Source organism: Natrialba hulunbeirensis JCM 10989, from assembly GCF_000337575.1.
In the GTDB taxonomy this organism is placed as follows: domain Archaea; phylum Halobacteriota; class Halobacteria; order Halobacteriales; family Natrialbaceae; genus Natrialba; species Natrialba hulunbeirensis.
Genome location: NZ_AOIM01000026.1, coordinates 29482 through 54436, shown reverse-complemented (window position 1 = coordinate 54436; position 24955 = coordinate 29482). Strand labels below are relative to the sequence as shown.

Genomic DNA, 24955 nt, shown 5'->3' with positions numbered 1-24955 from the left:
GTTGTCTGTACCGACGAGACTCGTCGACCTCGATCCACCAACCACTGAGTCAGCGACATCGGGGACCCACGCTCAGAATGGTAACGATGGAATGATTAAATATAAAACAAATGGAGAAAAACGAACTACCAGCCCATCAGAGAACAAATCAATGAACTCGAGTAGCAGTCGGCCGGCACTCGTCTATCGTGTTGCGACACCGGGAACCGCTGCCGACGCGGCAACGTCTGGTGTCGCAGGCCACGACGGCCGTTCGGGAGCGACACCACAGCGTGAGACAGCCACCGCTGCCAGCATCGATGACGGTCACAGCGCCAACGAGCACTCGCATGCACCCACCCGATCAGGCACACCTCAGTACATCGGGACCGACCGATCACGAGCAAGTGGTCGAACGCGTGGTGGTACGGGGAGAACATCGACTCGTTCTCCACGGACGGGGGGCCTTAATTCGCAGTCTCCTTCACAGTCGTCTGCACGGGACGGGTCCCACGAGGACCAGTCGCGACACGCACACGGGTCGAGAAGTCGGCCGTCGTCTCCGGCAGCGTCACTCCCATCCGGACCGGACAGTGGTGTGAACGGTGTCGGCGGACGCGGCCAGCGTCGAGAGACTGGCTTGCCAGACCATGCGACTGGTTCGACACGGAACCACGCTGCTGGCAGAGACAGTCGCGGACACGATTCTGGGTCTGGGTATGGTCATCGTTCCGGTCATGACCACGGCCACGGTCACGCCCACAACCAGACCCACAGTCACGACCGCGCCACCGACCACGCCCGGCGTGATCTCGCCGACATCCCCTGGGGTGATGAGTCCGTCCAGTTCGATGCCGACGTGGACCGAATCGTCGAACGGCTCTACCGCCGACTCGACCGCAAACAACGGATCGAACGCGAACGGAGGGGACTGTAAATGGCAACCGGCGGCAAGCTCGAGAAGGCACAGATCATGATCGTCAACGGCAAGCATCAGGGCGAAACCATCGAGTGCAAGTTCAATCCGAACTCCTACACGCTCGAAAAGAGCGTCAACTACGGTGAGATGAAAGCGACTGGTTCGGGGGCCTCGATCATGCAGTTCGTCGACGGCAACGCCGAGACGCTTTCGACCGAACTGTTCTTCGATACCACCGATGCACTCGAGTCGGACGACGTGGACGCTACAGCGGTCGATGTCCGCGAACAGTACACGAAGTATATCGACATGCTGCTGGCAGTCGACGGTGAACTCCACGCGCCACCGGTCTGTCGATTCGTCTGGGGTGACGGCATCGACTTTACGGCTCTCGTGCAGAGCGCAAATAAGCAGTTCACCAAGTTTCTGCCAAGCGGCGTTCCCATTCGCGCCCGTGTCTCGATCGTCTTCACCGAGTTCAAGACGGCAGATTACCACAAGTCCGAGGTTTCGCCCGAATCGACGGACAAGACCAAAGCCTGGACGGTGACCGAGGGCGATACCCTCTGGCTCATCGCCGCGGAGGAGTACGGCGATTCCGCTCACTGGCGGACGATCGCAGACCAGAACGATATCGACAACCCGCGTGCGATCACGCCGGGCGAGACACTCGAGTTACCGCCGCTATGAGCGCAAACCCCGATGAGGTGTTCCGATGAGTCCCGAACTGGATAACCATCCGCGGTACTCGCCGCGGTTTACGGTTCAGATCGGCGAACAGACGTTCCAGGAGCCGGGCGGTCGAATCGCCGATCTCGTGGTCGAGACGACGTTCGAGGGCGCAGACCGCTTCTCGTTTGCGCTGAACTATCCGTTTGACGAGGAACTGGACGAGTTTGCCGGGCTCTCGTGGGACGACTTCGAGATCGGGACCGACGTCGAGATTTCGATGGGGTATGGCGACGACGGACAGCTCACACCGCTGTTAGCCGGGACGATCCAGTCGATCACCAGCGAATTTACCGTCGACCGCGGCCCGTCGGTGCAGGTTGCTGGCTACGGGTTGCTCTGGGAGCTGATGCAGGGAACCCGGTCGGATTCCTGGTCGGAGACGACGATTGGATCGGCTGTTGAGGACGTCCTCTCGTCGTATCCGTTCTCGTCGGTCGTCGTCGAGGGTGCAGATATTAAACGCGAGAAACTCATCCAGAACGACTGTAGCGACTACCGGTTCGTCCACGATCTCGCCTCGACGTACGGGTTCGAGTTCTACGCCGAACGGGATACCGTCAGGTTTGTCCCGCGCTCGTCAGCGGTGACCAATGATCCGATCGACGAACTCTGGTACGGGGAGGCACTGCACGACTTTTTTGGCGAGATCACACAGCAGAGTCAGACCCACGAAGTCGAGGTTCGGTCGTGGAACGTCGGAAAGAAAGAGGAGATCATCACGACTGCGGGCAGTTCCAACGCGAAACACAAGGAGGTTTTCAGAGTCCCAGCTATGTCACGCGACGAAGCCGAACGGATCGCAGAGACGAAGTATAACCAGTTTTCGGACGGGATCGTCCAGGCCCACGGCGAAACCGATGGTATCCCTGACCTGCGTGCGGGAGAGACGGTTCGATTCGCCGAACTCGGAACCCGCTTTTCGGGAACGTACCATCTCACGAAGGCAACCCACCGAATGGGTGCCTCGGGGTATCGGACCACGTTCGAGGCCATGGAGGTGCCGTCGTGAGCCGACCGAGCGTCTTCGACGGTGAAACCGCCGATGGCGGCATTCAGGGTGTCGTCGTCGGTATCGTCACCGACAACGAAGACCCGAAGGACCTCGGCCGCGTCAGACTGCAGTTCCCCTGGCGCGACGCCGACGACGAAAGCTACTGGGCGCGCGTAGCGACACCGATGGCCGGCGACGAATACGGCGCCTACTTCCTCCCCGAAGTAGACGACGAGGTGCTTGTCGCGTTCGAGAACGGCGATATTCACAACCCCTACGTCGTCGGTTCGCTCTGGAACGGCAAACAACAGCCACCCCAGCAGAACGACGGAACCAACGACGTTCGTGAAATCCGCTCTCGGTCCGAACACACGATCGCGTTCGACGACGGCGAGGACGGCAGTGTCACCATCCAGACTAGCGGTGGTCACGAAATCGTCGTCGACGACTCGAAGAACACCGAGACGATCGCGATTCGTGACGACAGCGGAAAAAACGAACTTACCCTCGACAGTTCGTCGGGTACCGTCTCGATCACCGCCGACGATGAACTCGAGTTGGCCGCGCCGACGGTCCGGATCGACGGCTCGAAGACGGTCGATATCGACGGCGGCACGTCCGTCGAGATTGCGAGCAAGAATACGATCGATCTCTCGAGTAAGGCGCGTCTCGACATCTCGAGCAGCGGGTTGATGGGGATCGACGCGACGGGACCGTTGACGATTCGAGGTGCGATTATCCAGCTCAATTGAGCAGTTGTACCGAGTGACGAGCATACCATATCAACACGGCCGCGGAATCGGCACATCACTAGGACACCACTGACACACCACTGACAACGTATCCATGAAACCAGCAGCACGACTCGGCGATGCGACTGCACACGGCACGCCGTTGACCGGTACAGCGAGCCCGAACGTTCTGATCGGAAAGCGTCCGGCCTGGCGTGCACTCGCAGACGTGCATACCTGTCCGCTCTCTTCGGGCCCAGTCCCACACGTCGGCGGGACCGTGGCGGTCGGTAGCACCAGCGTTCTGATCAACAAGATGCCAGCGGCGAGAATGGGCGATACAATCATCGAGAACGGCCCACCAAACACGATCGTGGCGGGCTGTCCAAGCGTTCACATCGGGTGAGCTATGGCGGACGAATTCCTCGGCACCGGCTGGCAGCATCCGGTCACATCGGACCACCGCGGCGACATCGAACTTTCGAGTGCCGACGACGACATTCAGGAGGCGATCAGGATCATCCTCGGGACGGCAAAGGGCGAGCGGATCATGCGCCCGGAGTTTGGCTGTGAGATCCACGATCACGTCTACTCGGCGGCCTCGCCGGCGACATTGAACCTGATCGAGAGCAGCGTCCGCGAGGCGCTCGTTCGCTGGGAGCCCCGAATCGATATCGTCGACGTCGACGCACGAACTGCCACGGATGACCCGAACCGTATCCTGATCGAAATCGAGTATCACGTTCGGTCGACGAACAGCCTCTCGAACATGGTGTACCCGTTTCACATCACGGAGGGTGATGGCTGATGGGACGACCGCCGTCCCGTCGCGGAGGGGTGGACACCTATGCGTGAGGGGCCGACGATCGACGACCGAGAGCAGGCAGAGCGCTTTGAAACCCTGCTTGCCCGTGCAGACGCCTACACTGACGAGTGGGATCCTCACTCCGATGACGTCGGTCGAACACTGCTTCGTCTCTTCTCGACGTTCGAATCCGGTGTCTGGAACCGGCTGAACGAGGTCCCCGAGAAACACCGCCTCGTGTTCCTCGACGCGCTCGATTTCGACCGGCGGCCACCGCAGGCAGCCCGCACGCCGCTTACGGTTAGCGTCTCGACTGATCTCGATCGCAACGTCCCGATTCCGGGCGGAACGCAGGCCGTCGCGGCTGCGGGTCCCGACGACTCACAGCTGTTCGAACTCCCACAGGACGCCGGATTCGAGGCGACGCCAGCCAGGCTCACTACCGTCGTCGGCGTCGACCCACAGACCGACCGGATCGTCGACCACAGCGACATCCTCGAGACGGAATCGAATACGCTGTTCGTCGGCGACAACCGCCAATCACACGTCCTCTATCTGGGCCACGAAACCGTCCTCACGCTCGCAGCCGGCTCCTCGTTGTCGATTTCGATACAGTTAGACGCCGCCGCGACCGCAACCGCACCCACCGCAGAGGAGTTCTTCGATGCCACAGTCTGGGAGTACTACGGCGAAGACGCGACCGGAACTGCGGGCTGGCATCGACTCGAACGAGTCGGTGACGGACTTCACCTCGGCGAAGACGCCGGCGTCGAAGCGCTCCAGGAACAACTCGAGTCCGACCTCTCACGACGCGAGGCTACGACCACCGACGACACCGTCGCCGAACGGACGTTCCGGCTTCCCGGACAGACACTCGAGTGTGCGGTCAACGAGTGTGACAGTCGCTGGGTTCGCTGTCGACTCGCCGACGAGACGACTGTCGTGTCGGCGGCGCTCGAATCTGTGTCGTTGCACGCAGCGAGTAGCGGCGAAGATGGCGGGATGGAACCGGATATGCTGTTGTCGAACGACGTGCCGCTATCTCCGGCCGACGGGTCGATCAAGCCGTTCGGACGGATTCCACAGCCACCGGCGACGTTCTACGTGGCTTGCGAGGAGGCGTTTACGAAGCCGGGCGGCGTGGTCGATCTCGAGTTTGCCCCGGTTGGGAGTGTGGTTGTCGATGGCGATAGCAGTGGCACTGGCACCAGTGCTGGCGACGACAGTGAGGATGGACCCTCTGAGAACCCCGACCGAACCGGTGATCGCAATGGTGATGGCACCAGGGTTGGCGATGATGCATCTGGGGGATCGGACGCTTCGGATACGGGGACGGACACCGACGGCGTCGTGGCCGGGTCGACGCCGTCGGCTGCTCGCGGCGGCTCGGAGCAGTCGGCGGGTGCGGGTATCGGCGTGCTCGGTGGTCCGCCCCGCCTCTCCTGGGAGTACTGGAACGGCGACGGCTGGACGCGTCTCGACGGCGTCGAAGACGGGACTGCAGCGCTCACCTCGCCCGGAACCGTCCGGTTTGAGGTACCCGAGGATATCGCGTCGACAACAGTGTCCGGCCACGACAACGTCTGGATCCGGTCACGACTGGTAAGCGGGAACTACGGCCAGCCGTCGTTCGACGTGACACGCGATGGAAGTCGAACGATCACGGACGAACCCGACCCGCCAGCCTTCGGCGACGTATCCGTCCAGTACGACCGCGGGAGCCAGCCCGCTGAAACGGTCTTCCGGTACAACAACGCGACCTTCAGCCCCGACCTCTCGAACCGACCGGACTCGATCGTGCCGTTCGTCGACGTGCCCGACGACCAGCAGACGCTGTACCTCGGTTTCGACGACGTACTCGAGAACGGTCCGCTGTCGTTGTTCGTCACGGTCGAGGATACGACGTATCCACGGTCGTTCGATCCGGGAATCGAGTGGGAGTACTGTGACGGCGTTCGGCGTGCCGGCGACGATCATGTATCCGCTAGCTGCTCGTGGTCGAAACTCGATGTCCTCGACCGGACAGGTGGCCTGACTGAGCGTGGTGTCGTGACAGTGACCGTCCCCGGCTCGACGAGTGCGGTCGAGTTGTTCGGACACGAACGCCACTGGATACGAGCGCGAGTGACGAAAGACGAGTTCGAGACGCAAGCAGGTGACAGAGCCTCGAATGCTCCCGTTCCGTTCGACACTGACAACGGGACTGACCCTGCTACGAAGTCTGTACCGGGGTCTGCTGACGTGAGTGGGGACGACTCGAGTGACTCGAGTACAGCGACACATGCTGACGATGGGCCACCAGCAGGTGTTCCCACCGATCGAACCAGTAGGCCGCCGGTTCTCGAGGGACTGTATCCGAACACGCAGTGGGCGTACAACACCGTCACCATCGAGGAGGAACTGCTCGGCTCGAGCGATGGGTCACATGAGCAGTCGGTTCGCTGTTCACACGCACCCGTGATCGATATCGAGGTCTGGGTCGACGAACTGTCGACGCTGTCGGCGAGTGAACGCCGTCGCCTCATAGCGGAGCGACCCGATGCGGTCACGACGGAGTACGACGCCCGCGGTGAGCCAACCGCCTTCTGGGTGCGCTGGCACGCAGTTGCGGACTTTCTCGATTCGACGCCAGCGGATAGACACTACGTCGTCAACCGCACACTCGGTCTCGTTTCCTTCGGTGATGGCGACCACGGCGCGATTCCGCCGGCCGGCCAGGACAACATCCGAGCGACGTACACGACTGGCGGCGGTAGCGACGGTAACATCGGCGCCGAGACGATTACCGACCTGAAGAGTTCGATCGCACTAGTCGAGTCAGTATCGAACCCGTTGCCGGCTGACGGCGGTGCCGACATCGAATCGACGGACGCGCTGGTCTCGCGGTCGACGAACAGTCTCAAACACCGCGGCAAGGCAGTGACCGCGAGCGACTACGAACGGGTCGCCGCTGCCGAGTTCCCAGAACTCGCACGAGTGACGTGTGATCCCTCGCTTGCACCCACAACCGGCAGTTCCACCACACAGGTCCCCGTTCTCATCGTTCCACACACCGAGCGAGAGAAACCAGTGCCGTCGCTCGCGCTCAAACACCGTGTTCGGGAAACACTGACCGAACGCGCGCCGGCATCGCTCGTCGCCGCAGACGACACGGGGATCGTCGTTCGCGGCCCGAACTATGCCGACCTCTCGGTCGATGTAACACTGGAGGCAACAGCAATCACGAGCGTCTCGGTGCTCAAGGAAACGGTTCAGCGTCGACTCGAGGCGTTCCTTCACCCGCTGTCGGGTGCCGACGGGGATGGCTGGGCGTTTGGCACGCTTCCGACTGTTGCGCAGCTCAGTTCGGTCATTGCCGAGATCGACAACGTGGCAGCCGTACTCGAGTGTCGCGTGCTCGTCGAAACGGGTGCCGACCGACGGCTGTTGTCCGAGTTGACAGCGTACAGCAGCCAGCCATTACCCCGAGACACGCTCGTCTGTAGCGGTTCACACCAGGTGTCAGTGACCGTGGGAGAGTCGGATACAGCTGGTAGTGTGGCCACAGAGTCGGCGTCGGACTCGAGTACATCGCTCTCGGGACGAGATTCGAGGAGGGAGTTCTGAGGATGGGTGGCAGTCGGAGGTCGACAGCAGGAGACGACGCAATGAGCCGACCCTGCCGGCATCGAGGTGCTGGGCGGCGCTGGGGAGCACGACGAGGACGGCAAGGACGGCGACTATCGCGAACACAGTACACGACCGATAGACGGTGAGCGAGACACACGGACGCGAACACGGACACGAACGCGAACACGAACGCGAACACGAATACAAACACGAATACGACGCATGGGACTGGACATACCGGAACTCGACGACCAACAGTACGACGAACTGCTCGAGCAGGCGACCACACTCATTCCGGCGTACTCGAGTGAGTGGACCGATTTCAACCCGCACGATCCGGGGATTACGATTCTCGAGGTTCTCGCCTGGCTCACCGAGACACACACCTATCAGCTAGACCAGATCACTGACGAGCATCGGGAAGCGTATCTGCGGCTGCTCGGCTACGAACGCCGCCTGCCGACGCCGGCGACGGCCCGGATACGGCTCGATCCGCCAGGCGATGTGGCCGGTATGCGACTTCCTGCAGGGAGCTCGATGGCGGTTACGGATGGAACGGAGAGCGTCTTTCAGTTCGAGACCGATCACGAACTGACGCTGACAGCTGCCAGCATCGACCGCGTGATGACAGTCGACCAGACGGGGACGACCGATCACCGGAAGGCAAACCAGACCGACGGTATGTTCTATCGTCCCTTCGGCGACACCGTCGACCAGGATGCCTGTGTCTACCTCGGATTCGACCGCGATCCGTTCGCGAACGCCGACCGCCTCACGCTCGCAGTCGCGTATCACGACGACAACCTTCCTGATCCGACTCCCAGCGCTGACGACCGACCCACGTTCTCGCCGTCTGTCGAGCTGACCTGGGAGTATCGAAATCCGGAAACAAACCACTGGCAGCCCCTCTCGGTCACCGTCGACAAGACAAACGCGCTGTATCGAGACGGCCATCTCGAACTCGTCACTGGCGAAACGATTCCCAACGGTCGCGATCATTCCCGATCGGCCAGTGATAGTCGCCTTGAGACACCGCCGATCAAACTCGAGGACGGATCAGTCTGGCTCCGCTGTCGCGTCGATACGCCAGACTACGAGTTCCCGCCACAGCTCGATGCGATCAGGACGAACGTCGTTACAGCCAGCCACAGCGTCTCGATCACCGGCGAACAGCTTTCGCCGATTGGTGCCGGCGCGAGCACTGCTGGCGGCGCTGTCGCGACGGGGAGACGGAGTACGGACACCGAACCGATCCTCGACGGCCAGACGTACGCCGTCGACCACACTCCCGTTCTGTCGGCATCTGTTCGCGTCGACGGCGAGCAGTTCGTCGAAGTACCAGACTTCGTCGCCTCAGGACCGAACGACCCACACTACGTCCTCGACCGTACGCACGGCCACATTACGTTCGGCGACGGCATCTCCGGGCGCGTTCCCGACCCCGATGCGACGATCACCGCCGACTACGTCGCCGGCGGTGGCACCGCAGGCAACGTTTCCGACAGCGCAGTCTGGCGGCTCACCGACTCGAGTACGGTCGACGGCCCTGGCCCGGCCGATGACGTCTCCGTAACCGATATCGACGTCTCACCCCTTGGCTCGGCGACGGGCGGAACCGACCGCGAGAGCGTCGCGGATGCACTACGACGGGCCAGACGCGACCGACGCCGTCCACACCGGGCAGTGACGGCGGACGATTACCGGGCGCTCGTTTCGCGCACGCCGGGCCTCAGAATCGGACGGACGAACGTCGTCGTCGAGAGCGAGGGTACGACCGTTGTCGTTGTCCCCTACGCACCGGTCGACGTCCCGAGTCCGGAACCGAGTGAGGGCTTTCTCGAGGAGATTTATCGGCATCTCCGCGAGCGGACGCTGCTAACCGACCGCGTACGGGTGACCGGTCCACAGTACGTCCGACTCGAGTTGGACGTGACTGGCCGAACCCGTCCGCGATACACCGGTGGCGGATACGAGGCGGCGATCACTGAGGCAGTCGAATCGTATCTGCACCCGCTGTACGGGTACGACGGGTCGGGGTGGCCGTTCGGACGCACACTCGAGAGCGAGGACCTTATCGAGGTGATCGAATCAGTCGATGCAATCGACCAGATTTCGGATGTCTCGATGACTGCCTACGGCGGGACAGCACTCGATGGACGGGTGATCTCGATCGACGAGACATCGCTGTTCACCGTCGAGACAGTCAGTGTCGATCTTCGGACAACTGACGATGGAGGGTACAACGCATGACGTTCTCGTACGCAACGACGGTCAGTGAGGCCGATTGGACCGAGTGGATCACCGATCAGACGGACGTTACAGACGGGGGACTCACCCTTGCACGAACGGCGTCGATACAGCAGTCGACGCTCGGTGAGTCCGTCGTCGATCTTGCCGTCGATCCAGCCGGGATGCTCTACACGCTCGATGCCGCCGGGCGTCTCTCACAGTACAATCCACGAACTGACTCGCGCCAGCGGTTGCTCGATAGTGCCGACCTGTCGCTCGACGAGCCCCGGGCTATCTGTGCCAGTGAGAGTCGTGTCTTCGTCGCGGGAGCGGACGACGAACGAATCGTCACGGTTTCACCGCGGCTTCGAAACGAGACTGGAGCGCTCCAGTCACCGATCGCAGCACCGGTCGAACTCACCTTCGATAACGGCACGATCTACGTCCTCGACGGCGACGAACGCATCGCCTGTCTCGGTACGACCGAGGAGCTTACGGTCGACTGGTGGGTCCGCTCACCGGTCGATATCGCAGTCGCCGACGATTTGCTGTACGTCCTCGATACGGTCGACGACGAGCCGACAATTCGACTCTTCCAGGGCGAACGCGAGGTTCGAACCGACTCCTACCCACTCTCTACGGACGCGTTCGAGATCGAAGGCACCCGATTCGTTCCGACTGCAATCGCTGCACCACGTGGCTCGCTCGTCCTCGCGGGAACGGTCCACGGCGAACGGGGATCCTGGCATGGGCTCTTCGAGTGGGACGAGACCGCAGGCGAGTTCGAACAGCGCCACGAACTCGAGGGGCGCTGTCGACGACTCATTAGTCGGCCACTCAGCCACAGCGATCGGCGCGTCTTCTATGCGCTGGTCGGTGATCGGCGCATCTGTTGTGCCCTCCAGGAACGCCAGACTGTGGCAGCTCACCCACACCGTGATCGCCACGTCGGGTTGGCGTTTCACCGGTACGATGCCGGCGTCGACGATATCTCCTGGCATCGTCTCGCGCTTGATCTCGCACGCTCGTCTGCGAGCACGCAGGTCCGGCTTCGGTACTTCGCGACGAACGAGCCAACTGTCCTCCCGTTCGACTGCGACGATGGCGAAGACAGGAAAACCGGTGAAGATAGCGCAAACGGTGAAGATAGCACAAGCGGCGAAGACAGCGAAACTAGTACAGACGGCCAAAACAGCCACCACGGTGATCACACAACCCAGCCCGAACTCGATGCACTCGCGGAAACGGCCCGTTCGACCCTGCAATCCATCGGCGTCGACTCGGTGTGGGAACTCGCGAGCAGATCCGCCGCCCAACTCGCGGACAGAGACGGGCAACTCGAGACGACCACCGTTCGGTCCTGGCAGGAAACGGCACGCCGAGAACTCGCCAGGCACGCCGAGACGACGTGGACGCTCGTCGACGAAATCGACCCCGAGGACATCCTTCTGCGCGACGCGAACGGCCGGTACCTCTACGTCGCCGTCGAACTCGTCGGGACGCCAACCGCTTCGCCGCGAATCGACGCCGTAACCGCCTACTGTCCCCGTCAGTCCTATCTCCGATACCTGCCGGAACTCTACCAGAACGACGACCGATCGGCACAGTTTCTCGAACGGTATCTCTCGACGTTCGAAACGTCGTTCGTCGACATCGAGTCCGAGATCGAACAGCTTCCTCGCTACTTCGATCCGGACGGGGTTCCCAGCGAGTCGCTCGCCTGGCTAGAGGACTGGCTCGCCGCAGACGAGTACCGCGACTGGCCCGAAAGCGCCCGTCGCGAGTACCTGGCACGAGCGCCTGAACTGTACCAGAAACGGGGTACCAGAGCCGGACTTCGCGAAACGCTCGAACTCTACCTTCGGCACGCGAATCCACGTGATGGCGTCCCCGAACCCGCCTCCCACACGCGACCCAACGACGACCGATCGGCGACGGCGGACGAGTCGGCCACGACGACCGGGGTGTCCGATTCCAACACGTACTCGAGTCACCCTGGTGGGGACCTCGAAACCGGTCATCGGCTCTTTTTCTTCGACGCGACGGATTTCGATCGGGCTGACGGCGCTGTCGTCGAGCGGGAGTACGGCTCGATGCTGGCTGGTGAGCGGTCGTTCGCTCTTTTTTGTGGCCCCGTCGACTCAGCGGCCGAACGGGCTGCCATCGAGACGATCGTCGAGACGGAGAAACCGGCACACGTCGACGCGCGGGTCCTTGCACTCGACGATGAGTTCGTTCTCGGCGACCGGACGTTTCTCGGGCTCAACAGCGCACTCCAGACGCGGACGTTCGCGATGGGTGAGGCGGTTCTTGGCGAGGATACTGTTCTTGCGGGTCCAGATTCGATGTAAGCCAAGGACGAATTACGGCCGATGGAATTCTATGATCGATCGGAGTGTCGGTTGAGTCTTCCGCTCCCCACGGGTACAAATCCAGCGACACACTGCAGTCAATGGACAATCGGTGATCTGGCCACTCAACCGTCGTGTCTACGGAACGACGACAATCTTGCCAGCGATGCTCTCCTCCATCACGGCACGATGTGCCTCAGCGGCGTCCTCGAGTGCCTCGGTGCGATCGATGCGGACTTCGAGCCGGTTCGTCTCGAGTAGCCGTCCGAGTCGTTCGAGGATCGGTCCGATATTCGGCAGTTCTGCGTTCGTTGCCAGGTTCGACATACTCATCAGGTGAATACTGAGCTCCTTCGACCGAGCGACAGCGGCGTTCGGTAGCGACGCGGTCTCTCCCGCGATGATCACCACGTCACCGCCGACCGCTGCAACCTCGACATCCAGTTCAGCGTACGTTTCGGGAAGATGGTCGAGAATCACGTCGGCCCCGTCAGTGGCCTCACGGACTGCCTCGGTCAGGTCATCGCGGGTGTAGTCGAGGACCGTCTCGGCACCCAGCGTACGGACCATGTCGTGGTGTTCGGTTCGGGCCGTCGCGACAGGTGTCGCTCCCAGAACGTCGGCGAGTCCGACTGCGATGTGGCCAACGCCGCCGTTCCCGCCGTGAATAACGGCCGTCGAGCCGGGTTCGAGTCCAGCGTGGTGGACGAGCGCCCGCCACGCGGTGACGCCGACGAGTGCGACAGCAGCACCCTCTTCGAAGCTCACCCCGTCCGGAAGCGGCGCGAGCAGATCTGTCGGGACTGTCGCGAACTCAGCGAAGGACCCACCCGAAAATCGATCAGTGTGTAATCCGGTCGCGAAAACGCGGTCGCCGACCTCGTAGCCAGCGACCTTGTTGCCAACTGCGGTGACGACGCCAGCAAGATCCGACCCGGTCGTTTTGGGTCGTTGCCCAGCACCGCGCTCTCGAAGTTTTGCATCGACTGGGTTGACGCTCGCCGCCCGCATCTCGACGAGCACTTCCCCGTCGGCTGGTTCGGGACGCTCAACGTCGACGAGGCTGAGAACGTCTGGGTCCCCTCCGTCCTGGTACTGTACTGCTTTCATGGCCGCTTCGTTGCAGCAGTAGTGGGTTAAAGCCACCGTCGGTGTCAACTTCTAGCACGGGTGGTTCGTCGGCTGATTCGAAGCAACCGCGCTGTATGTGACTAGATTGTACTCCAGAAGCCGCCAATCGTCCGCTGACGACCCAATCACTGATACCGACCGATCCCAGATTCTATATAGCGATATGTAGTTCATCCATAGTAGACCTTACCGCCAGCCAGATTGCTTATTTTGGTTGTCCACTCTGCGACAACCGACTAAGCAGTAGTTTTATACGATTGTCACAAATACTGAATCGTACGAAAATGGCTGGCTTCAGATCACCCATTCACTCCGGAACCGGGCTGTCTCACCAAAATCCGGAGATTGTGAACCCACATGAGTAGCGGACACTACAACTGGTCGCGACAGTCCCTCGACGACCTGCAAGAGACCTGGCGTCGCGAAATCGAGCCCACACTCCGACGCAATGGCGTCGATCTTACGACACGGCCAACGTATCAGGACGTGACTGACGCCGGCTACTCGGGGATTGCCTACGCACTCCGCGAACACCACGACCTGACGCTCTCGGAGTTTTTGGCTACCGTGGGCTACGAGGACGCAGGTACGGACGCGGACACGGACACAAACACAGACACGGCCACAAGTGCATCATACCAGTGGGACATCGACAACGAATCCACCATCACCGAACTCGAGTCCTACCTACGAACACTCGACCGTCGTCGACAACTCGCCGAGACAACGGTTCGGACGAAACAGTCGCGATTGGCGACCTACACCCGAATTTACCGTGATCTACACGGAGAAGCAAACCTTATCGAGCGCGTCGCCGACCCCGGCGCGGAGAGCGACGAGATTCGCCGCGCACTCGCGGTGTTCGACGAACTGAATGCCAAACTGAGTACTGACGCGTCGAAACTGCGCTATCACAGCGATGTCTCCCAGTTCTACGAGCACCTCGAACGACGGGCGAAAGCGTCGTTCAACCCCGTCGAGTCGATCGACAAGGAATACAACTGGTCACGCGAGGAACCCGATAACGCGGCGCTCTCAGCGGAACAGGCCCGGGAAATCTACGCCGCTGCAGACTCTCGAGCCGACGAACTGCTCGTCCTCGCCCTCTGTGCATGGGGGCTGCGCCGAAATGAGGTCGCGAGCCTGCACGTCTCACAACTCGAACTCGAGTCCGACGAGCCACACATCGCCTTCGAGGAGCGAAAGAACGGCCCGGGAACGGTCGCGTTGATCTACGGCGTGCCGGAACTGGCCGATCGAGTCGACGACCTCGGCGCGAACGACCGTGACTGGACGGGGTACCTGTTCCCGTCGCCGAACGCGAATCGAGACCATATTACGGGCGAGACCGTCCAGGCGCGATTTCAGCGCCTCGCAGACCGGGCCGACGTTCGTGTCCGAGGTGACCAACCAACGTCGAAGATGGGGCGTCGATTCTGGTATACGACGTACAACGAGGCGATGAGCGACCTCCTCGAGAATCTGGACGTGATCGCGGCCGACCAGGGCAGCGCTGATGCGTCTGTCGTGCTACAGAGCTACCTCTCAGAGGCCGAGCGACGAGAGTACCGGCGCGATTACATGCGCGAGCGACTCGCAGCGGTGTTTGCGGATGCGTAATCGCTAGCGTTGTGCCTTGCAGAGACGTATTTTGTGGGGTGAACTCGAATCTCCTCGGGAGCAGTGTCTCCAATCCGTTCCGTCTGTGTCTGTCGAACCTGTTTTCAGCGACTGCGGTTCGACTCGGACAGTATATCGAATGGCACCATTGGATAAATCCCATAGTGCGATACTATTTTCCGAGTTATGCCCCCGTTGGCGGGGTCCTGATCACGGTATCGTCGCTGCGGACGCATTCAGAGGAAGTCGACGACACCAGCGGCGACTTTCGCTTCGGCACGTCGGAGGTGGTGTTCGACCGTTCGCCGGCCAAGCCCCACACTATCGGCGAGTTCGGCGGTCGTCGTCTCCCGCGGAATTTCGTAGTACCCGCGTTCGTATGCGAGGAGAAAGATCTCTTTCTGGCGGTCGGAAAGGTCCGGAACGGGCGAGTCCGTCGCGAGGAACGGCGTCTCAGCCGGAACGGAGTCGAGTTCGTGTTTCGAATCGACGGTAACAGCGTAATCGGCGGCGATATCGCGGTAGAACGCGCTCAGGTTTGCGCCGTCGAGAGCGAGCACGCGGACGACTTTCATCCCGTCCTCGTAGCGAAGCGGTGGAACGAGGAGGCAGCCATGTGCTGCGAGGTACGACTCGATGTAATCGTCGCCGTGCTGCTTTAGACAGTCGTCGGTGATGATCGTCTGCGTCGTCTCGTCCTGTTCGATTCGTTCGCGGACGCCGACCTCATTGCTGACGTGGTTGACGACGGCCGTCTGCTGTTCGCCCGTCACGTGGAGCAGGTCGCAGTGATCGTTACACCACAGTTCGATGCTGGTGTCCGTTCGGGCCGTCGACTGAGCGTACGGACTGCCGCCGTCGATCCGGAACACACCCACGTACATACCGGCAGTTGGCACACGTCAGTACTTAAACCCCTGGCCGTATGGAAACACGAACCTCTCGGTCGGTGCGAGTGACTAGACAGGTATGACCACACCCACCCAGGAGTCGACGGCCGACGGCGAGGCCGACAACGCCGTGCCCGACGACGCTACACACGACATCGGCACGCCATCCGCACAGTGGGAGGAGTACCAAGGCGCACCGACAGGCACGGAGATCGAGTGCGAAGGCTGGCGACAGGAAGCCGCGCTTCGCATGCTCAATAACAACCTCGACCCCGAGGTCGGCGAGAAACCCGAAGAGCTCGTCGTCTACGGCGGCACCGGCCGGGCAGCCCGAAGCTGGGACGCTTACGACGCCATTCTCGAGTCGCTCCGAACGCTCGAGGACGACGAGACGCTCCTCGTCCAGTCCGGCAAACCAGTTGGACGATTCACCACGCACGAGCGCGCACCGCGCGTTCTCATCGCCAACTCCAACCTCGTCGGCAAGTGGGACGACTGGGACCACTTCCACGAACTCGAGTCCAGGGGGCTGATCATGTACGGGCAGATGACCGCCGGCTCGTGGGCCTACATCGGTACCCAGGGAATCATTCAGGGAACCTTCGAGACGCTCGCTGAGGCGGCCCGACAGCACTTCCCCGACCGCGAGGGGCTTCGTGGAACGATCACCGTCACTGCCGGTCTCGGCGGGATGGGCGGTGCCCAGCCGCTCGCCGTGACGATGAACAACGGCGTCTGCATCGCGGCTGAAGTCGACGAAGACCGGATCGACCGCCGCCTCGAGACGGACTACTGTATGGAGAAGACCGACGATATCGACGAGGCACTCGAGTTAGCCCAGGCTGCAGCGGCCGAAGGTGACCCACTGTCGATCGCGCTGCATATGAACGCGGCAACGATGTTCGACGAACTGCGCGAGCGGGAGTTCGTACCGGATATCGTGACGGATCAGACGAGTGCGCACGACGAACTCGAGGGATACTACCCAGCTGGCTACACTGTTTCTGAAGCTGAGGAGTTACGCGAGGAAGACCCCGAGACGTACGTCGAGGAGAGCCTCGACACGATGGAGCGACACGTCGAGGGGATTCTCGCGATGCAAGAGCGCGGTGCGGTCGCGTTCGAGTACGGGAACAACATCCGCGGACAGGTCCAGGAACACCGCGGAATGGACGACGCGTTTGACTTCCCCGGCTTCGTTCCGGCATACATCCGTCCGCTGTTCTGTCGCGGTAAGGGACCATTCCGCTGGGTCGCCCTCTCCGGCGACGAGGCGGATATCCACCGCACTGACGAGGCCGTCAAAGAGTTGTTCCCGGAGAAGGAACATCTCCACCGCTGGATCGACCTCGCACAGGACCGGGTGTCGTTCCAGGGACTGCCGAGTCGCGTCTGCTGGCTCGGCTATCAGTCAAATGATGATCCGGACGACTTGACAGAGCGAGCACGATTTGCACTGCGGATCAACGACCTCGTCGCCGACGGTGAAATCTCCGCGCCGGTCGTCGTCACACGCGACCACCTCGACGCAGGCAGCGTCGCAAGTCCGAACCGGGAGACGGAAGCCATGCGAGACGGCTCCGACGCCGTCGCGGACTGGCCGATTCTCAACGCCTTGCTCAACGCGTCTGCGGGCGCTGACATCGTCAGCGTCCACGACGGCGGCGGCGTCGGCATCGGTAACTCGCTGCACGCGAACAATCACGTCGTCCTCGACGGCTCGTCGCTCGCCGCCGAGAAGGCCCGCCGCGTGTTCACGACGGATCCCGGTATGGGCGTCGTCCGCCACGCCGACGCCGGCTACGAGGAGGCACTCGAGGAGGCGGCGGAATCGAACGTCCACGTTCCGATGGCGGACGTAGAAACACAGGAGGAGCGATAATGCAACCGAGCCAATCCGACGTATCGTGGACCCCGCGCTCGAGCGATCCCACTGACGAGACCTTCGGTGAGATCATCGAACCCGCGGAAACGGACGGGCTGGACGTCTTCGATGCGGTACTCGTCGGCGAACCGTTCGACGCGGCAGTCATCGGCCGCACGGGCGCAAGCGAGGGGCCAGATGCAATACGGGACTCGCTCGCCGGCGCGAAAACGTACCACTTCGACGCCGGCCCGTGTTCGGCGTTGCAGATCGGCGACTACGGCAACGTCTCCCTCGATTCCGAGGCAGGGGAACCGGGCGGAGCCAGCGCCACAGCGCTCACAGCCATCCGATCCGCAGTCGAACCCGTCGCTCGCGCTGTTCACGACTCGAGTGCAACCCCAATCTTCCTCGGCGGCGATAACTCGCTGACGGTCCCCAACGTTCGCCCGCTGCTGGATCGGGGTGACTCCGTCGGCGTCATCAACCTCGACGCCCACCTCGACGTTCGCCACGTCCACGACGACCCGACCAGTGGGACACCGTACAGGGAGTTACTCGAGTCCGGACTGGAGACCTACACCTGCGTCGGCGCGCGCCACTTCGAGACGTCGACGGCGTACGCCTCGTTCCTCGAGGAGCAGAACGGCGAGATCGTCACAGCAGCGTCGGTCGGCTCGGATCTCGACCGCGCGGCGGACCGTGTACTCGAGTCCGTTGCCGATGTCGAGACGGTCTATCTCAGCATCGACTGCGACGTGCTCGACGCGGCTCATGCGCCGGGGGTGAGTGCGCCAACACCTGGCGGGCTGAGCTCTCGTGAACTGTTCGAACTTGTCCGGCGATTTGCGAGCCACGACTGCCTCGCGGGCATCGAAATCGTCGAGTGTGCGCCGCCGCTGGACGAGGGCCAGCGAACAGTGAGCGCAGCAGCCAGGACAGTCGCACACGCGCTTGCGGGACTCTTGCAGGCATCCGGAGGTGAGCACCGATGACCGCCGTTGACGCCGTCATCTACGGCGCGTCGGAGCTCGTGGTGGGACCGGCCGCAGGCACGACCGATGGCTCCCACCCCGGCGCTGACGGCTCGCCAGCCGACCCGGACGCCGTACTCGAACGGATCGAGGACGGTGCAGTCGCGATCGCGGACGGCGACGTCGTCGCCGTCGGTCCGACTGACGAAATCGTCGCAGAGTACCCGCCGGAAAACGCTGCTGTAGCGATCGATGCGAGCGGAAAGACCGCCCTCCCCGGCTTCGTCGACAGCCACACACACGCCGTCTTCGCCGGCGACCGCTCCGACGAGTTCGCGGCCAAACTCAGGGGGAAACCGTACCAGGAAATCCTCGCGGAGGGCGGCGGCATCCTCCGAACCGTCCGGGCGACGCGGGATGCGACTGACAAGGAGCTACTCGAGTTACTCCTCGACCGTCTCGATACGATGCTCTCGTTCGGCGCGACGACGGTCGAGGTCAAGTCGGGGTACGGGCTGGATACGGAGACGGAGCGACGGCTACTCGAGGTCGTCGGCCAGGCGGCAGAGAGACATCCAGTGCGCGTGATTCCGACGTTCATGGGCGCGCATGCGGTCCCGGAAGGTGAGTCGACTGCTGACTACGTAGACCGGGTCATCGAAGACCAGTTGCCGTCGGTGGCGGCGCACGCGGTCTTCTGCGATATCTTCTGCGAGGAAGACGTCTTCTCCGTCGAGGACTCGCGACGCGTGCTCACGGCCGGACGGGAGCATGGACTTGAACCGAAGATTCACGCGGAGGAGTTCGCCCACCTTGGCGGCAGTCGGCTCGCGGCGGAACTGAACGCCGTCAGCGCGGACCACCTTCTGCAGGCGACCGAGTCGGACGCGGCGGCTATCGCAGACGCGGGCGTCGTCCCGACGCTGCTGCCGGGAACCGCGTTCGCACTCGGCACCGAGTACGCACAGCCGCGTCAGTTCCTCGCGGCCGGGAGCGAGGTCGCCGTGGCAACGGATTTTAACCCGAACTGCTACGCGCCGGGAATGGAGTTTGCGCTGACCCTCGCCTGCGTCGGCATGGGACTCTCACCCGCAGAAGCCGTCCGCGCCGGCACCTACGGCGGCGGACTCGCGCTCGGTGCCTCCCGCACAGAAATCGAGCGCGTGCCGGCCGGCTGTGGCACGCTTCGCGAGGGCGCGCCGGGCGACCTGCTCGTCCTCGATGCGCCATCGCACGCTCACGTCCCCTACCGGTTCGACGAATCGGTCGTCGAACGGGCGCTAATCGGTGGCGAACCGGCCTATCGCTCCCGCGCCGATTCGGAGGTGGACCGATGACAGTCATCCTCGACGGCGACTCGCTGACGATCGAGGAGGTCGTTGCCGTCGCTCGCCACGGGGAGGCTGTCGAACTCGCGAGCGAGGCCCGCGAGCGCGTTCGAACCTCTCGAGAGCGCGTCGAGGATATCGTTGAGGCCGGTGACCCAGTGTACGGCGTGAACACCGGTTTCGGCGAACTCGTCGACACGCAGGTTCCCCGAACCGAAGTTGCGGAACTGCAGACCAATCTCGTCCGGAGCCACGCCGCCGGCGTCGGCCGCGAACTCTCCCGCGAGGAGGTCCGGGCGATGATGGTCACGCGGCTCAACGCGCTCCTTGCGGGCTACTCCGGCATCCGCCTCCGCGTGGTCGAACTGCTCGCGTCGCTGCTCAACGAACGGGTCCATCCAGTGGTCCCCTCGCGCGGCAGCCTCGGCGCGTCGGGCGACCTCGCACCGCTCGCACACCTCGCGCTCGTGCTGATCGGCGAGGGCGAGGCCGACGTGCCCGTCGATTCGACGACTGGCGGCGCGTCCGACGATAGTGCCACCGAATCCGAGTCCGAACGTCTCCCCGGTGACGAGGCGCTCGCAGCAGTGGGACTCGAGTCGGTCGAGCTCAGAGCCAAGGAGGGACTCGCGCTCATCAACGGCACTCAGTTGACACTCGGCCTTGCGGCCCTGCTCGTCGCTGACACTGAGCGACTCTGTCGTGCGGCGGACACTGCCGGCGCGCTCACGACAGAGGTGACGATGGGGACGACAGCCGCCTGCGCCGAGCCGCTCCACGAGGTGCGACCGCACGCGGGTCAGGCGGCGAGCGCGCGTACCGTGCGGCAGCTAACCGCTGACTCGGACGTCGTCGAGTCACACCGCAACTGCGACCGCGTGCAGGACGCCTACTCGATTCGGTGTCTGCCGCAGATCCACGGCGCGGTTCGAGACGCCGCGGCTCACCTCCGTGAAGCCGTCGAAACCGAACTCAACAGCGTCACCGACAACCCGCTCGTCTTCCCGCGGGCGGCGCTCGACGACCGCGCCTCCGGGACGGACCGGGCCGCGGTCGTCTCCGGTGGGAACTTCCACGGTGCGCCGCTCGCTCACCGACTCGACTACCTCGTTGCAGTGTTGACAGATCTCGCCGCTGTCGCTGAACGGCGGACCGATCGGCTGGTGAACCCGAACCTGCAGGAATCGCACCTGCCGCCGTTCCTCGCCCAGCGCTCCGGCGTCGAATCCGGACTGATGATCGCCCAGTACACCGCTGCCTCGCTGGTCAACGAGTGTCGAAGCGTCGGCCGCGCGGCGACCGACAACACGCCCGTTTCGGGCGGCCAAGAGGACCACGTCAGCATGAGCGCGACGGCAGCAGTCAACGCACGGCGGGTGCTCGACCGTGCTCGCCAGGTCGTCGCCACGGAACTCCTCTGTGCGGCCGAGGCGGCCGAGTACGTCGACGAATCGCTCGGAAACGGAACGAGTGAGGCCTACGAGACGGTCCGCGAGGTCGTTCCGCCGCTGACCGGCGACCGCCGGCCGGACGCCGACATGAAGGCAGTCTCCTCGCTGATCGAGACCGGTGTACTCGACGACGCAGTCGACGAACTCGGTGCTGACACCCAGTAACGATTCGGTGACGGATAGAATCGAATCGATTCAGAACAAGCGCATAGGCGGCTGGTCGTTATAGCTCCGGCTCGTCCAGTGCCACGTTGATCGCCTTCGTCTGCGTGTACTCCCCGAGTGTTTCGCGCGCACACTCTCGGCCGATACCCGACTGCTTGTAGCCGCCGAACGGAATGCCAACGCCGCCGCCGTGATACTCGTTGATCCAGACGCTGCCCGCCTCGATGTCGGCGGCCGCACGATGTGCGAGGCTGGCGTCCTGCGTCGCAACCCCCGAGGCGAGCCCGTAGGGCACGTCGTTCGCCAGCTCGATCGCTTCCTCGTAGCTCTCGAAGGTGATCAGACACTGCACCGGGCCGAAAATTTCCTCCTGTGCCAGGCGGCTGTCGTTGTCCACGTCACCGAAGACTGTCGGCTCGTAGAACCAGCCGGACTCGAGTGCCTCGGCTGCTGGCGGTTCGCCACCGGCGAGCAGGGTTGCCCCCTCTTCCTGCCCGATATCGACGTAGTCGTCGACCTTCTCGTACTGGTCGGCAAACGTGAGCGGCCCCATCGTCGTGCCGTCGACGAGCGGATCGCCGGGCTGCCAGTAGTCGGCTGCATCCAGGTACAGGTCGGTAAACTCGTCTGCGACGTCCTCGTGGACGAGGATTCGCGAACACGCATCACACGACTGGCCGGTGTTGTAGTAGATGCCCGCGGCGGCCGTCTCGGCGGCCGCCTCGAGGTCAGCGTCGGGGAAGACGACGTACGGAGATTTCCCGCCGAGTTCGAGCGTCACCGGCGTGATATCGTCCGCTGCCGCCTTCATTACCTGCTGGCCGACCGGAACTGAACCGGTAAACGAGAGCTTGTCGACGCCGCTATGTTCGGTTAGCGGCGCACCGGCCTCCTCGCCGAAGCCGTTGACGACGTTGAACACGCCATCTGGGAGGATGCCCGCAGAGAGCTGTGCCAGGCGGGTGATCGTACACGGTGCCTGCTCGGAGGGTTTGGCGACGACCGTATTTCCCGCGGCCAGCGCAGCGCCGATCTTCCAGCCGGCCAGCGAGAGCGGGTAGTTCCAGGGCAGAATCTGCCCCGCGACGCCGTAGGGCTCCTCTCGCGTGTAGACGTGGTTGTCCGTCCCGACCGGAATCTGCTCGCCGTGGCTCGCCTGTGCCACGGACGCGTAGTACTCGAAGAACTCGAGTGCTTCCTCGACTTCGCCGCGGGCGAACGCGAGCGGCTTGCCGACGTCGAGGGACTCGAGACGGGCGAGTTCGTCCACGTGCTCGCGACAGACATCCATCCACTCGGAAATGAGGGCAGCCCGGTCGCGGGCGGTCGTGTCGCCCCACTCCCCGTCGGAAGCGCCGCTGGCCGCCTCGACTGCGTCGTCGATGTCGGCTGCGGTGCCGCTAGCGACGGTCGTAATGGGAACCGCGGCTGCGGGGTCGATCGTTTCGAACCGTTCTCCGGATGCTGGCTCGGTGTGAGCACCGTTGATCCAGTGATCGAGAGTGAGTTCGGCCGTCACATCGTCGATTGCCGTTTCGTGTCGCTCGATGAGTGCGTTGTTGGTAGCCATGAGTTATCTGTGGGTGTGAGTGTGGGTGTGAGCGAATGGACACTCGTCTCACACCGCTAACTACTCAACACCAACACTTAAATCTGGACTGTGTTTCCATTATCCATACTGTTTTGGCCAGTCAGCATCCTTCACAGCTATAATCGAACACAATTCCAAATTAGTCGAGTTGTGCCCCGACGAGTTCGCTCCCGGCATCGAGGAGGGACTCGAGTTGCTCGCCGGCCGGCGTCTCGGCGTACACGCGCATCTTCGGCTCGGTGCCGCTCGGGCGCACCAGAATCCAGGAGCCGTCCTCGAGGAGTAACTTGTAGCCGTCGAGTGTGACGGTGTCGACCACGGGTTGGTCGGCGACGGTGTCGGGAAGCGCCGCTTCGAGACCCGCGATAACGGCGTCTTTCCGGTCGTCGGGACAGTCGACACTGACCTTGTCCGCGTAGATTTCGCCGTACGTCGCGAAGAGCCGGTCGAGTCTGTCGTCGATCGGTTCGGTCGCGGCCGCTGCGGCGGCCAGTAGCGCGACGAGCACGCCGTCTTTCGTCCCGATGTGGCCGTCGATGGTGAACCCGCCGGACTCCTCACCGCCGAAGAGGCCGTTGTACGTCGCCATCCCGTCCGCGATCCACTTGAATCCGACCGGCACCTCGTGGACATCGGCGCCGTGCTCGCTGGCGATCCGGTCGATCAGGAACGTCGTCGAAACCGTCCGGATGGCGGGTCCCGTCACCTCGGCCTCGGCAAGGAGCGCTTCGTAGAGCACGGCGAAGAGAAGGTTTCCGCTCAGGACGCCTCGATCGGGCGTACAGACCGTGATTCGGTCGGCGTCACCGTCGTTCGCGATGGCCAGATCGGCGTCGTGCTCGGCGATAATCGAGGGAAGCTCGGCGAGCGTCTCGGGACCCGGTTCAGGTGCGTTCCCGCCGAAGGTCGGGTCGCGATCACAGCGATGGCGGATGACCGTCGCGCCGGCGGACTCGAGTAGCGCGTCGGTAATCCCGCGCCCGCTGCCGTGGATGGCGTCGTAGACGACGGTGAGGTCGGAGAGATCCGTGCCGAGGTAGCGGTCAGTGAGTCCGACGGCGTGGGTCGCGTGAGTTTCGACGGGATTGTAGCGGGAGACGGTGCCGTGCTGGGCTTCTGGCAGCGGGTCAGGTGGTGCGATGTGACTCTCGATCGCGTCGGTGATCGATGGCATGGCCGATTTGGCGTCGCCGGGAATGAACTTCACGCCGTTGTACTCCGGCGGGTTGTGCGAGGCCGTGACCATCGCCGCGCCGGCAAGGTCACGGTCGACGACGGAGTGGGCGACGACGGGCGTCGGCAGGTCGCGGTCGGTGAGGAGGACGTCGAAGCCGGCACTCGAGAAGACGTCTGCGAGACTCGCTGCGGCGTCGGCCGACGTGGCTCTGGCGTCGTAGCCGACGGCGACGGTATTTTCGGATGGGACAACGTCCTGATTCTTGGTGAGGTACGCCGCGATACCCTGGCCGACTCGGCGCACGTTCTCGTCCGTGAAGTGCTCCTGTGTCGTGCGCCAGCCGCCGGTCCCGAAGCTGATCCGACTCATGGGATACCGTACCGAGGCGAGGGTGATAAACGCTCGGCTCACGGGCCTC

General features: G+C 63.0%; 18 protein-coding genes. 13 read left to right on the top strand and 5 right to left on the bottom strand.

The genetic code is table 11. The features are described 5' to 3' along the window. Positions 1-550: 550 nt before the first annotated feature. Positions 551-886, bottom strand: coding sequence for a hypothetical protein (locus C483_RS20220; RefSeq protein WP_160166253.1), 336 nt, complete (start codon positions 884-886; stop codon positions 551-553). A gap of 30 nt (positions 887-916) precedes the next feature. On the opposite strand from C483_RS20220, the gene C483_RS09095 reads away from it, so the two are divergent. The 8 genes from C483_RS09095 (at position 917) to C483_RS09060 (ending at position 12346) form a co-directional block, all read left to right on the top strand. Next, positions 917-1588, top strand: coding sequence for a CIS tube protein (locus C483_RS09095; RefSeq protein WP_006653063.1), 672 nt, complete (start codon positions 917-919; stop codon positions 1586-1588). A 25-nt stretch (positions 1589-1613) separates the two neighbouring features. Continuing rightward, the gene (locus C483_RS09090; protein ID WP_006653062.1) at positions 1614-2639 is read left to right on the top strand and encodes a phage late control D family protein; all 1026 of its coding nucleotides are present in this window, start codon (positions 1614-1616) and stop codon (positions 2637-2639) included. Then, positions 2636-3373, top strand: a complete 738-nt coding sequence (locus C483_RS09085; RefSeq protein ID WP_006653061.1) for a phage baseplate assembly protein V — start codon at positions 2636-2638, stop codon at positions 3371-3373. Before C483_RS09090 ends, C483_RS09085 begins: the two co-directional genes overlap by 4 nt. 94 nt (positions 3374-3467) lie before the next feature. Continuing rightward, positions 3468-3758, top strand: a complete 291-nt coding sequence (locus C483_RS09080; RefSeq protein WP_006653060.1) for a PAAR domain-containing protein — start codon at positions 3468-3470, stop codon at positions 3756-3758. A gap of 3 nt (positions 3759-3761) precedes the next feature. Further along, complete coding sequence (locus tag C483_RS09075) at positions 3762-4160, top strand: GPW/gp25 family protein (protein ID WP_006653059.1); 399 nt, start codon at positions 3762-3764, stop codon at positions 4158-4160. Positions 4161-4199: 39 nt separating this feature from the next. Then, the gene (locus C483_RS09070; protein WP_006653058.1) at positions 4200-7763 is read left to right on the top strand and encodes a baseplate J/gp47 family protein; all 3564 of its coding nucleotides are present in this window, start codon (positions 4200-4202) and stop codon (positions 7761-7763) included. 225 nt (positions 7764-7988) lie between these two features. Next, on the top strand, positions 7989-10016 hold the full coding sequence (locus tag C483_RS09065) for a putative baseplate assembly protein (protein ID WP_006653057.1): 2028 nt from the start codon (positions 7989-7991) through the stop codon (positions 10014-10016). After that, positions 10013-12346, top strand: a complete 2334-nt coding sequence (locus tag C483_RS09060; protein ID WP_006653056.1) for a phage tail protein — start codon at positions 10013-10015, stop codon at positions 12344-12346. The genes C483_RS09065 and C483_RS09060 overlap by 4 nt, the downstream gene beginning before the upstream one ends. A gap of 138 nt (positions 12347-12484) precedes the next feature. Here C483_RS09060 and C483_RS09055 read toward each other — a convergent pair whose 3' ends face one another. Further along, complete coding sequence (locus C483_RS09055; protein ID WP_006653055.1) at positions 12485-13456, bottom strand: quinone oxidoreductase family protein; 972 nt, start codon at positions 13454-13456, stop codon at positions 12485-12487. Between the two features lie 378 nt (positions 13457-13834). On the opposite strand from C483_RS09055, the gene C483_RS09050 reads away from it, so the two are divergent. Continuing rightward, on the top strand, positions 13835-15097 hold the full coding sequence (locus tag C483_RS09050; protein ID WP_006653054.1) for a tyrosine-type recombinase/integrase: 1263 nt from the start codon (positions 13835-13837) through the stop codon (positions 15095-15097). A gap of 236 nt (positions 15098-15333) precedes the next feature. Here C483_RS09050 and C483_RS09045 read toward each other — a convergent pair whose 3' ends face one another. Then, positions 15334-15981, bottom strand: coding sequence for a helix-turn-helix domain-containing protein (locus tag C483_RS09045; protein ID WP_006653053.1), 648 nt, complete (start codon positions 15979-15981; stop codon positions 15334-15336). Between the two features lie 85 nt (positions 15982-16066). On the opposite strand from C483_RS09045, the gene hutU reads away from it, so the two are divergent. From hutU to hutH, 4 genes are read left to right on the top strand one after another with little or no spacing between them, the layout of a single operon-like run. After that, a complete protein-coding gene (gene hutU / locus C483_RS09040; protein WP_006653052.1) occupies positions 16067-17869 on the top strand; it encodes a urocanate hydratase in 1803 nt (600 codons plus the stop codon). Next, entirely contained in the window at positions 17869-18846 is a 978-nt protein-coding gene (gene hutG, locus C483_RS09035; RefSeq protein ID WP_006653051.1) for a formimidoylglutamase, read from the top strand. The genes hutU and hutG overlap by 1 nt, the downstream gene beginning before the upstream one ends. Further along, a complete protein-coding gene (hutI, locus tag C483_RS09030) occupies positions 18843-20162 on the top strand; it encodes an imidazolonepropionase (protein ID WP_006653050.1) in 1320 nt (439 codons plus the stop codon). Before hutG ends, hutI begins: the two co-directional genes overlap by 4 nt. Beyond that, on the top strand, positions 20159-21769 hold the full coding sequence (hutH, locus tag C483_RS09025; protein ID WP_006653049.1) for a histidine ammonia-lyase: 1611 nt from the start codon (positions 20159-20161) through the stop codon (positions 21767-21769). The genes hutI and hutH overlap by 4 nt, the downstream gene beginning before the upstream one ends. A gap of 58 nt (positions 21770-21827) precedes the next feature. Here hutH and C483_RS09020 read toward each other — a convergent pair whose 3' ends face one another. Beyond that, positions 21828-23339 (bottom strand): aldehyde dehydrogenase family protein, encoded by a 1512-nt coding sequence (locus C483_RS09020; RefSeq protein ID WP_006653048.1) that lies wholly within the window; start codon positions 23337-23339, stop codon positions 21828-21830. Positions 23340-23499: 160 nt separating this feature from the next. Beyond that, complete coding sequence (locus C483_RS09015; RefSeq protein ID WP_006653047.1) at positions 23500-24906, bottom strand: hypothetical protein; 1407 nt, start codon at positions 24904-24906, stop codon at positions 23500-23502. Positions 24907-24955 lie beyond the last annotated feature (49 nt).

Coding starts and splice junctions, on each gene's coding strand:
- C483_RS09015 (WP_006653047.1), bottom strand. CDS start 24,906: ATGAGTCGGATCAGCTTCGGGACCGGCGGCTGGCGCACGACACAGGAG.
- C483_RS09045 (WP_006653053.1), bottom strand. CDS start 15,981: ATGTACGTGGGTGTGTTCCGGATCGACGGCGGCAGTCCGTACGCTCAG.
- C483_RS09060 (WP_006653056.1), top strand. CDS start 10,013: ATGACGTTCTCGTACGCAACGACGGTCAGTGAGGCCGATTGGACCGAG.
- hutI (WP_006653050.1), top strand. CDS start 18,843: ATGACCGCCGTTGACGCCGTCATCTACGGCGCGTCGGAGCTCGTGGTG.
- C483_RS09080 (WP_006653060.1), top strand. CDS start 3,468: ATGAAACCAGCAGCACGACTCGGCGATGCGACTGCACACGGCACGCCG.
- C483_RS09065 (WP_006653057.1), top strand. CDS start 7,989: ATGGGACTGGACATACCGGAACTCGACGACCAACAGTACGACGAACTG.
- C483_RS09050 (WP_006653054.1), top strand. CDS start 13,835: ATGAGTAGCGGACACTACAACTGGTCGCGACAGTCCCTCGACGACCTG.
- C483_RS09020 (WP_006653048.1), bottom strand. CDS start 23,339: ATGGCTACCAACAACGCACTCATCGAGCGACACGAAACGGCAATCGAC.
- hutH (WP_006653049.1), top strand. CDS start 20,159: ATGACAGTCATCCTCGACGGCGACTCGCTGACGATCGAGGAGGTCGTT.
- C483_RS09055 (WP_006653055.1), bottom strand. CDS start 13,456: ATGAAAGCAGTACAGTACCAGGACGGAGGGGACCCAGACGTTCTCAGC.
- C483_RS09090 (WP_006653062.1), top strand. CDS start 1,614: ATGAGTCCCGAACTGGATAACCATCCGCGGTACTCGCCGCGGTTTACG.
- C483_RS09070 (WP_006653058.1), top strand. CDS start 4,200: ATGCGTGAGGGGCCGACGATCGACGACCGAGAGCAGGCAGAGCGCTTT.
- hutG (WP_006653051.1), top strand. CDS start 17,869: ATGCAACCGAGCCAATCCGACGTATCGTGGACCCCGCGCTCGAGCGAT.
- C483_RS09095 (WP_006653063.1), top strand. CDS start 917: ATGGCAACCGGCGGCAAGCTCGAGAAGGCACAGATCATGATCGTCAAC.
- hutU (WP_006653052.1), top strand. CDS start 16,067: ATGACCACACCCACCCAGGAGTCGACGGCCGACGGCGAGGCCGACAAC.
- C483_RS09075 (WP_006653059.1), top strand. CDS start 3,762: ATGGCGGACGAATTCCTCGGCACCGGCTGGCAGCATCCGGTCACATCG.